The organism is Kitasatospora sp. NPDC059673 (genome assembly GCF_042734215.1).
GTDB lineage: Bacteria > Actinomycetota > Actinomycetes > Streptomycetales > Streptomycetaceae > Kitasatospora.
Genome location: NZ_JBHWEN010000016.1, coordinates 170,113 through 178,180, shown reverse-complemented (window position 1 = coordinate 178,180; position 8,068 = coordinate 170,113). Strand labels below are relative to the sequence as shown.

Here is an 8,068-nt window from a genome sequence, read left to right as displayed (position 1 = left end):
GCCCGGTTACATTCCGAACCCGGAAGCTAAGCCTCACAGCGCCGATGGTACTGCAGGGGGGACCCTGTGGGAGAGTAGGACGCCGCCGAACAATTCTTCTGGAGAAGCCCCCTGACGGGAAGTCAGGGGGCTTCTTCGCGTTTCCGGGGAATTTTGGTCCGAGCTGCCGGGGGCGAAATGGGTTCGGGGCGGGGTTACCGGGCGGGCGGCTGATTTTGGCGGTCGGGACCAGGGCTTCGACGTCGGTGACGGCGTCGGTGGTCTCAGACCCGCCGCATCCGGTAGACGCAGGTCCGGTAGGGCATGTCAACGCTGTCGCGGTCGGCCAGGGCCGGGTCGGTCGCGGCCAACTCGCCGATCTTCCGGTCCAAGCGGGCCTGCTCGGCGGCGTCGGCGGTCAGGTAGGAGGAGCGGGACCGCACCAGGTCGATCAGCCGGTTCGTTGGGACGGTCACGGTGTGTTCGATGAAGCCGCGTTCGGGTTCGGTGAACCAGGGCGTCACCGGGCCGTACTGCCAGGCGTTTTCCAGGCCGTATCCCTCGTTGCCGACGATGGCGGAAAGCGCGGCCACCCACGGGGTCCGATCGTCGCGAATGTTCCACATCGCAGCGAAGACGCCGTCCTTGCGCAGCACCCGGTGGATCTGCGGCAGGGCGTCCTGCGGAGTGAACCAGTGGTATGCCTGCCCGACTACGACGGCGTCGACGGATTCGTCCGGCAACGGGATGTTCTCGGCGCTGCCGGCCAGGACCGGCGTGCCCGGGTGGCGTTCGGCGGCCACGGCGCGCATCTGCTCGTCGGGTTCGACTGCGATCACCTCGTGGCCGACGGCGCGCAACACACCGGTCAGTAGCCCGGTGCCCGCCCCCAGATCCAGGACGCGCAGCGGCTCGGAGCCGATGGCCCAGGCGGCCGCCCGCACCGGGTAGGTGGGCCGGATCGAGTCGTACAGGCGGGCAGCGGCACCAAAGGACAGCGCGGAGGTGGACATGCTGGTGAGCGTAGCCAGATCCGGGTCGTCAGTGCGGGCGAGGCGGCAGCCCAGGCACGCACCGGTGGCGGGGGCGGCCGGGGGAGTTGGCGGGGCCGGCGGTGGGAGTGGTGCCCCAGCTGGGCCGGCGGCGTGGTGGGGCGGGTTGTCGGACCGGGGTCGTAGGCTCGCGCACGGAAGAACTGTGATGCTGGGAAAGGGTGTTGACATGTTCCTTGGTCTTCGGACGGTGATCTACCCCGCGCCGGATCTCGCTGCCGCGAAGGCGTGGTGGACCTCGGTGCTGGGCATCGAGCCGTACTTCGACCAGCCGTTCTACGTCGGCTTCAACGTCGGGGGCTACGAGTTGGCGCTCGACCCGAACGGTGATCCGGCGGCCGGTCCGGTGACGTACTGGGGGGTCAGGGACGTCGAGGTGGCGCTGAAGTCGGTGGTGGCCGCGGGGGCGACGGTGCGGGATGCGGTGCAGGAGGTCGGCGGGGGGATCAGGGTGGTGTCGGTGGTCGAGCCGAGTGGGGCGGTGGTCGGCCTGATCGAGAACCCGCAGTTCGTGCTGCCCGAGGCGCTGCCGGGTGAGGGCGAGGGCCCGGGGCGCTGAATGGAAGGGGCGGGAGGGGTCCTGGCCGTGGTGGCCGGGGCCCCTTTGGTGTGTCAGGGAGGGTGGTGGGCATGGGCTTTCACGGGTACTGGGTGCTCGGGGTGGTTCCTGACGAGGTGGCGGCGCGGGTCGACCACTGGGCGCGGCGGCCGGAGACGGCGGCCGGGGAGCTGGTGTGGTGGCGGGAACGGCTCGCGGCGCGAACTGAGTGGTTGCGGAGGCTGCGGGGCGGCGGGGCGTGGCGTGGGGACGATGCGCTGACGCTGGCGGGGGTGTTCGACGGCTGGCGGGGCGGGAGCGCGGAGGGCGCGGACGAGCTGCGGTGGACGCTGCTGGGTCTCCTGGAGGGATGCACGGAGGAGGAGCGCTGCTCGATCGGCGCGGCGAGGGCGTACCCGTTCGACGCGTTGGCGTTCGCGCTGGGGCCGGAGGGGGTGGAGCGGATGCCGGGCTGGGGTGGGGAGTTCGCGCTCGACGCGGCCGGGGTGCGGGAGCAACGGCCGGTGGTGGAGCGGCTGTTGGCGGGAGCGGATGCCGGGCGGGCCGACGCGTGGCTGTCGGTGATGGGGAACGAGGACGGCGGCGGGACGGTCGCGGAGCTGTTCGCCGGGCCGGTGCGGGTGCTGCGGGCCGCCGAGCGATTGGGGGCCGGGGCGGTCGGGGTGGTGCTGGAGTTCTGAGGGGCGGGCGGGCCGGGCCAGCAGTGGTAGGCGCGGAAGAGTGGGACGCCGCGGCCGGTGGTGTCGGTGAACTCGTGGCCGACGTAACGGTCGGGGAGGCTCCCGCGAAGGGCGGCGGGGGTGGCCGGCTGGGGGTCGGAGCCTCTGCGGTGCCGATGGACGTCGCGGGCCGGGGCCGAGACGTGTGCGTGCGGGGCATGGGGCGATGGTGGCGGGGCGGGGCGGGACGGGCGGGGCCGGTGGGTTTTTCGGCGTGAGTGCGTGCTCGTCCAGGAGGGGTGGGGCAGATGGGCCGGCCGGTCATCTGCCCCGGACGTTCGAACCGTCAGTAGGCGGCATTGGCGTGGTCGTTGAACCAGTCGGGCAGCTTCGGCCACCACTCGCCCGCGCCTGCGGTGAAGGTCATGCCGTCGCCCGACAGGTTCACCTGCTGGCCGGAGTAGGAGGCCCAGCTCCTGAGCGAGGAGACCTTGTGGTTGACCAGGACGGGGAAGACCGTCCAGGTGCCGATCTGGAACTCCCAGCAGTCGCCCGAGTAGTTGTAGTCGGTGAAGACCTGCCCGTACCCCGGCTGCCCGTAGTGGGTGCAGTTGCCCGCCGCGTGGGCGCTGGGCGTGGCGGCGGCGCTCAGGGCTGCCGCGGTCGTGAGGGCGAGGAGGCCGGCCTTGAGGCGGGGCTTTCGGAACGTCAGGGGCATGTCGATCACCTTTCGGGTCGTGGGGTCCGATGAAAGTGATGATGTACCGTCACGGCGTTGACGGCCAGGGGTGTCCAGCCAGTGGGCCGATGGGCGGGCGGAGTTGGCCCGGTGCGGTCGGCGTCCGGCAATCAGGGGCGGCCGTCGGCGTCGGTGAACTCGCGGGCCAAGTGACGGGTGTGGCGGGGGAGTCCGGCCGGGGGGTCAGTGGCCGTTCGGCGGTTCCGCGCACCCGTTCAGGAGGGCGGCGAAGGCGGTGCCGGCGGGGTCGGTGGGGTCGTCGGGGTCGAAAGGGGCGTCGGTGTAGGCCGGGAAGGTGTGCAGGACGGTGGCCCGGTCGGGGGAGGCGATCGCGTAGTACTCGGCGAGGTGGGAGAGGTGTCGCCCTCCGTCCAGGAGGTGGGCGCGCAGGAGGAGTTGGCCGCAGGCGGTGCAGGTGATCCAGGGCACCAGGACGGGTTTGGCGGGGTTGTCGTCGCCGGGTTCGTAGGGCGGGTCGGTCAGGGCGACCGGGGCGGGGCGGCCGTCTCCGGGGCAGCGAAGGAGGTCGGGGCTGAGGGCCTCGCGTTCGCCCCAGATTTCGGCGAGGACGGAGAGCTGGGCCCGGACGGTTTCACTGATCGGCACCTGGTGGGTGAGGAGGCCGGAGACGAGGACGCGGAGGCCGGCTTCCTGTTCTCCGATCTGCCAGCAGTCGGCGACGTCTTCGGCGTCCGGCTCGGGGAGGAGGGCGGCGAAGCGGTTCCAGGTGTCGATGTCGTTGTTCATCCGGCTGACGGTAGCGCGCCGTCAAGGGGTGGTGGCGGCGTGGTCGTTGTGGACGAGGAGGCGGGCGAGGTGGGCGGCGGTGGTGGTGATGGGAAGCCAGGTGGGGGACCGGAGGTGGTCGGTGGGGGTGGGGTCGGGCGGGAGCGCGGCGAGGTGGTGGCGGAGGGCGGTGCCGAGGTCGGCGGTGAGGGCGGCTTCTTCGGAGGTGCGCAGGGTGTGGCCGAGCCAGGGGACGGGGGCGGTGGCGTCGCAGGCGTCGGTGAGGAGGGCGGCCAGGTGCGGGGCGGGGTCGAAGTCGGCGTCCTGGAGGCCGGGGGCGGCCAGGGTGAGGACCGCGGTCACCAGTTGGTGCCGTAGTGCGGGGAGGGTGAGGCCGCGGTCGGTCACCGGGGGAGCGTACCGGCTGAGGTGGAGCGGTCAGGCGTGGGCGGCGAGTTGGGGGTCGATGGGGGCGTCGGTGAGGCGGTTGGCGAAGGTGGAGAGCGTGTAGGCGCCGATGCCGAGGACGATCTCCAGGGCGTTGCGCCGGGTGAAGCCGTGGGCGAGGAAGGCGGCGAGCTCGGGTTCGGGGACGGCGCCGGTGTGGTCGAGGGCGGAGTGCACGAAGCGTCGGACGGCTTCCAGGCGGGGGTCCGGGAGGGGCTGCTGGGCGCGGAGGGCGGCGATCAGGGCGGGGTCGGCGTCGAGGTGGGTGAGCTTGGCGGTGTGCATGGCGACGCAGAGGTGGCAGCCGTTGCGGGTGGCGATGGTCAGGACGACGGTTTCGCGGACCAGCGGATCGAGCTCGGTGGCGTCGAAGAGCGCGGTCAACTTGAGGAAGCCGTCGAGGAGTTGGGGGGAGTGGGCGAGGCGGGCGGCGGCGCTGGGGAGGTACCCGAGCTTGCGGGTGATCTGTTCCAGGGGGCGGCGGGCGGCCGGCGGGGCGGTCTCGGGGGTGAGGTCGGGGAAGTGCTGGGCGGTGCTGGGCATGGCGGTCCCTTTCGGGCGGCGGGAGGCGTGCCGGGGTGGCCGGGGGCGTGCCTCGGCTGCGCGTCCTAGAATGGACAACGTGGTTGACCAAAACGTAAACCAGGTTGTCGATCAGCGCAACGGCTTCGAGCTTCCGCTGCTGCTGTTCGCCGGATTCCGCACGATCATCGACGAGTTGCACGCCGAACTCGCCCGCCAGGGCCACCCCGAGGCGCGGCCCGTGCACGGTTTCGCGTTGCAGGCGATCGGGTTGGAGGGGGCGTCGGCGAGCGAGGTCGGGCGTCGGCTGGGGGTGTCGAAGCAGGCCGCCGGGAAGACGGTGGACCGGCTGGAGGTGCTCGGCTATGCGGAGCGGGCGGAGGATCCGGGCGACGCGCGGCGCAAGGTGGTGCGGCTGACCCCGCGCGGGCTGGACATGCTGGCCCGGTCGGCGGAGGTGTTCGAGCAGATCCGCGGGCGCTGGGCGGCGGCGCTCGGCGAGCAGCGGCTGCGCGAACTGGAGGACGGCCTGGCCCGGTTGGCCGGCCCGTCCGGCTTCCGGCTGGACGCGGCGGGCTGGTTCGGCGGCTGACGGGGCGTCGCGGGAGGCGCGGCTGACGGGGCGCGGCGGGAGTGCGGTGCGGCCCGTGCACGGTTTCGCGTTGCAGGCGATCGGGTTGGAGGGGGCGACGGCGAGCGAGGTCGGGCGTCGGCTGGGGGTGTCGAAGCAGGCCGCCGGGAAGACGGTGGACCGGCTGGAGGCGCTCGACTGTGCGGAGCGGGCGGAGGATCCGGGCGACGCGCGGCGCAAGGTGGTGCGGCTGACCCCGCGCGGGCTGGACATGCTGGCCCGGCGGAGGTGTTCGAACAGAGCAGATCTGCGGGCGGTGGGCGGCAGCTCGGCGAGCAGCGCCGCAGGGGCACGTTGCGGCCTGCGGGAACACCTCCAGTGTTCCAGTGGGAGGGGCGGCCTGTCGCCGGTCTTCGGAATGATCTTCGGGCCGATCCGCCCGCCCAGAATGGTGGTGGTCGGCGCCACCGAGGGCGCCGGGGAGCGAGGGAGAGTGGAATGACCCCCGAAGTGGCCGCGCTGGCAGCCGAGTTGACCGTGATGGGGGCCGCCGACCGGGCGGCCGCACCGCTGGCGAACAGTGCGGACCCGGCCGAGCGGTTGGCGTGGCGGCGCTCGACCGCGCGGCACGCGGACCGGCTGGCCGAGCTGCTGGACGCGCACGGCTGGCCGGTCGCGGCGGAGGTCGGCGCGGAGGCGGCGCAGGCCGCATGGCTGATCGCCCAGCACGCCGACCGGCAACTGGACGTGCAGCGGCGGGCGTTGCTGCTGATGGAGCAGGCGGTGGCCGAAGGTGCGGCGGAGGTGCGGGAGTTGGCGTTCCTGCGGGACCGGGTGCTGGTGAACGAGGGGCGGGAGCAGGTCTACGGCACCCAGATCGCCGGGGTGCGCGACGGGGCGCCGGTGCCGTGGCCGTGCGAGGACCCGGCGCGGCTGGACGAGCGGCGGGCCGAGGTCGGCATCCCGCCGTTCGACGAGTACGTCGCGCAGTTCGCCTGAGCGGTGAGCCCCAACGCCCAACGCCCCACCGCCCACGCCGCCCGATCGCCCGTTGGACCGGGCAGCGGGCAGCGGGCGGTGGGGCGGGACGGGTCAGCGGGCGGTGCGGGCGGCGCGGCGTTCGGCCTCCGCCTCGTCCTCGGCCTCGGCCTGCTCGGGGGTGGGGGCGGTGCCGCCGAGGTGGGCGGGCATCCACCACGCGTCGTCGGGGCCGGTGGGCTTGACCGGGTAGTCGCGCTGGGCGCGGTCGAGCATCTCCGACATGGCGGCGCGCAGACGCCGGGTGACCATGACGGGCCGGTCGGCCTCGGTGAGGTGGATCGGCTCGCCGATCATGATGGTGACGGGGACGTGGCGCTTGGTCAGGGTCTTCGGGCGGCCCTTGGTCCACAGCTGCTGGGTGCCCCAGAGGATGACGGGCAGCAGGGGGGTGCCGGAGTCGGCGGCCATCCGGGCGGCGCCGGTCTTGAACTTCTTCAGCATGAACGAGCGGCTGATGGTGGCCTCGGGGAAGACGCCGACCACCTCGCCCTCGCGCAGCGCCTTGACCGCGGCCTCGTACGCCGGCTGACCGTCGGTGCGGTCCACGGGGATGTGCTTCATGCCGCGCATCAGCGGGCCGGAGATCTTGTGCCGGAACACGTCGTCCTTGGCCATGAATCGGGTCTTGCGCCGGGCCACCCGGTAGGCGCCGAAGCCGGCGAAGATGAAGTCCAGGTAGCTGATGTGGTTGCTGACCAGGACGGCGCCGCCGGTGGCGGGTACGTGCTCGGCGCCGACGATGTTGATCCGCAGGTCCAGCGCCTTGAATGCGGTGAGCGCGGCGCGGATCACCGGCGGGTACACGAACTCTGCCACGGTCAGTCCTACTTCCCCGGGGCCTGTTGCCCGGTGCGGTGGATCCCGGGGCGTGGCAGGGCCGACGGGTCGCGGCACGCCGCGGCGGCCACGGGTGTTTCTCCCCGATGATCCCCCGAACGGGCACGGTCTGTCACGCCCGCGCACCGCATGGCCCGGACCTGCGGGTGCGGGCACGGTGCGGCCGGGGTGGAACGCCCAGTCGGGAGCCGGAGTTCGGGGTGGTGGCGGTCGGGCGGCGGCCCGTGCCCGGCAGGCAAATCCGGGCGAACCGGGGCAGCCGGGCGACCCCGGACCGGCGTGCGCGCCGGGGTGGAGCGGCAGGTGGACGTCGAACCCCCGCACGGAGCGTGCCCGACGCCGGGACGAGGCCGGGACGAGGGCGGTGACCTGGGCGGACTGTCCGGGCCCCGGGCGGCGTTTGTCACACTGGAGCGGTGATCGGACCGGTCGGTGCCCGCGGGCGCGGGCAGCGGTCGGCGAGGTGCGGGACGGGAGGCGGCGGATGCGCGGCGAGGGCGGTGCGGTGCGGTTGACCGGGGCGGAGCTCGGTGCCGCGCTGGGCGAGCGGGCGACGCTGGTGCAGTTCTCCACTTCTTTCTGTCAGCCCTGCCGGGCCACCCGCCGCACGCTCGCCGAGGTGGCGGGGATGGTCGAGGGGGTGGCGCACGTGGAGGTGGACGCCGAGTCGCAGCTGGAGCTGGTGCGCCGGCTGGAGATCCTGCGCACCCCGACCGTGCTGGTGCTGGACGCGGAGGGCCGGGTGGTGCGCCGGGCGGCAGGCCAGCCGCGCCGGGTGGACGTGATCGCGGCACTCGGTGAGGCCGTCTAGCGTTCAATCTCACAGGCGATCTGGTGCCAGGTCAGGTGGCAGCCGGGCCGCCCTGCGGCAGGATGGGCCAAGGCGGTGGCAGGGGTGCCCGCCGGACCTGCGGCAGCGTAAGCTACTGGCGAGTA

At 73.2% G+C, this 8,068-nt stretch carries 12 protein-coding genes and 1 rRNA gene; 7 read left to right on the top strand and 6 right to left on the bottom strand.

All coding sequences use genetic code 11. The features are described 5' to 3' along the window. Window positions 1–91, top strand: a 5S ribosomal RNA gene (gene rrf, locus ACFV18_RS20450); the annotation flags it as partial. A gap of 172 nt (window positions 92–263) precedes the next feature. Here rrf and ACFV18_RS20445 read toward each other — a convergent pair. Then, window positions 264–992: a class I SAM-dependent methyltransferase gene (locus ACFV18_RS20445; protein ID WP_380485117.1), complete on the bottom strand. Its 729-nt coding sequence runs from the start codon at window positions 990–992 to the stop codon at window positions 264–266. A 208-nt stretch (window positions 993–1,200) separates the two neighbouring features. Between ACFV18_RS20445 and ACFV18_RS20440 the strand changes: the two genes are divergently transcribed. Beyond that, window positions 1,201–1,590 carry a VOC family protein gene (locus ACFV18_RS20440; RefSeq protein WP_380485115.1) on the top strand — a complete coding sequence of 130 codons (390 nt, stop codon included), beginning with the start codon at window positions 1,201–1,203 and terminating at the stop codon, window positions 1,588–1,590. Between the two features lie 71 nt (window positions 1,591–1,661). After that, a complete protein-coding gene (locus tag ACFV18_RS20435) occupies window positions 1,662–2,270 on the top strand; it encodes a hypothetical protein (protein ID WP_380485114.1) in 609 nt (202 codons plus the stop codon). Between the two features lie 325 nt (window positions 2,271–2,595). Here the strand turns inward: ACFV18_RS20435 and ACFV18_RS20430 are convergent, their stop codons facing one another. The 4 genes from ACFV18_RS20430 to ACFV18_RS20415 all read right to left on the bottom strand — a co-directional run bounded on the left by ACFV18_RS20430 (window position 2,596) and on the right by ACFV18_RS20415 (window position 4,704). Then, a complete protein-coding gene (locus ACFV18_RS20430) occupies window positions 2,596–2,967 on the bottom strand; it encodes a hypothetical protein (RefSeq protein ID WP_380485112.1) in 372 nt (123 codons plus the stop codon). 204 nt (window positions 2,968–3,171) lie between these two features. After that, the gene (locus ACFV18_RS20425; protein ID WP_380485110.1) at window positions 3,172–3,735 is read right to left on the bottom strand and encodes a hypothetical protein; all 564 of its coding nucleotides are present in this window, start codon (window positions 3,733–3,735) and stop codon (window positions 3,172–3,174) included. Window positions 3,736–3,756: 21 nt separating this feature from the next. After that, window positions 3,757–4,122: a hypothetical protein gene (locus ACFV18_RS20420; protein WP_380485108.1), complete on the bottom strand. Its 366-nt coding sequence runs from the start codon at window positions 4,120–4,122 to the stop codon at window positions 3,757–3,759. A gap of 30 nt (window positions 4,123–4,152) precedes the next feature. Further along, window positions 4,153–4,704 (bottom strand): carboxymuconolactone decarboxylase family protein, encoded by a 552-nt coding sequence (locus ACFV18_RS20415; protein WP_380485107.1) that lies wholly within the window; start codon window positions 4,702–4,704, stop codon window positions 4,153–4,155. Between the two features lie 70 nt (window positions 4,705–4,774). On the opposite strand from ACFV18_RS20415, the gene ACFV18_RS20410 reads away from it, so the two are divergent. Genes ACFV18_RS20410 through ACFV18_RS20400 form a run of 3 tightly spaced genes read left to right on the top strand, consistent with a single transcriptional unit; the run spans window position 4,775 to window position 6,253 of the window. After that, window positions 4,775–5,275 (top strand): MarR family winged helix-turn-helix transcriptional regulator, encoded by a 501-nt coding sequence (locus ACFV18_RS20410; protein ID WP_380485105.1) that lies wholly within the window; start codon window positions 4,775–4,777, stop codon window positions 5,273–5,275. 55 nt (window positions 5,276–5,330) lie between these two features. After that, window positions 5,331–5,756, top strand: a complete 426-nt coding sequence (locus tag ACFV18_RS20405; RefSeq protein WP_380485103.1) for a MarR family winged helix-turn-helix transcriptional regulator — start codon at window positions 5,331–5,333, stop codon at window positions 5,754–5,756. Next, window positions 5,753–6,253, top strand: a complete 501-nt coding sequence (locus tag ACFV18_RS20400; protein ID WP_380485101.1) for a DUF6624 domain-containing protein — start codon at window positions 5,753–5,755, stop codon at window positions 6,251–6,253. Before ACFV18_RS20405 ends, ACFV18_RS20400 begins: the two co-directional genes overlap by 4 nt. 93 nt (window positions 6,254–6,346) lie before the next feature. Here the strand turns inward: ACFV18_RS20400 and ACFV18_RS20395 are convergent, their stop codons facing one another. Beyond that, the gene (locus tag ACFV18_RS20395) at window positions 6,347–7,111 is read right to left on the bottom strand and encodes a lysophospholipid acyltransferase family protein (protein ID WP_380485100.1); all 765 of its coding nucleotides are present in this window, start codon (window positions 7,109–7,111) and stop codon (window positions 6,347–6,349) included. A gap of 505 nt (window positions 7,112–7,616) precedes the next feature. Between ACFV18_RS20395 and ACFV18_RS20390 the strand changes: the two genes are divergently transcribed. Next, window positions 7,617–7,943: a TlpA family protein disulfide reductase gene (locus tag ACFV18_RS20390; protein WP_380485098.1), complete on the top strand. Its 327-nt coding sequence runs from the start codon at window positions 7,617–7,619 to the stop codon at window positions 7,941–7,943. Window positions 7,944–8,068: the final 125 nt, after the last annotated feature.

Excerpts from the sequence above, each read along its gene's own strand:
- ACFV18_RS20445 (WP_380485117.1), bottom strand. The coding sequence starts at position 992 with ATGTCCACCTCCGCGCTGTCCTTTGGTGCCGCTGCCCGCCTGTACGAC.
- ACFV18_RS20400 (WP_380485101.1), top strand. The coding sequence starts at position 5,753 with ATGACCCCCGAAGTGGCCGCGCTGGCAGCCGAGTTGACCGTGATGGGG.
- ACFV18_RS20410 (WP_380485105.1), top strand. The coding sequence starts at position 4,775 with ATGGACAACGTGGTTGACCAAAACGTAAACCAGGTTGTCGATCAGCGC.
- ACFV18_RS20435 (WP_380485114.1), top strand. The coding sequence starts at position 1,662 with ATGGGCTTTCACGGGTACTGGGTGCTCGGGGTGGTTCCTGACGAGGTG.
- ACFV18_RS20425 (WP_380485110.1), bottom strand. The coding sequence starts at position 3,735 with ATGAACAACGACATCGACACCTGGAACCGCTTCGCCGCCCTCCTCCCC.
- ACFV18_RS20430 (WP_380485112.1), bottom strand. The coding sequence starts at position 2,967 with ATGCCCCTGACGTTCCGAAAGCCCCGCCTCAAGGCCGGCCTCCTCGCC.
- ACFV18_RS20415 (WP_380485107.1), bottom strand. The coding sequence starts at position 4,704 with ATGCCCAGCACCGCCCAGCACTTCCCCGACCTCACCCCCGAGACCGCC.
- ACFV18_RS20440 (WP_380485115.1), top strand. The coding sequence starts at position 1,201 with ATGTTCCTTGGTCTTCGGACGGTGATCTACCCCGCGCCGGATCTCGCT.
- ACFV18_RS20390 (WP_380485098.1), top strand. The coding sequence starts at position 7,617 with ATGCGCGGCGAGGGCGGTGCGGTGCGGTTGACCGGGGCGGAGCTCGGT.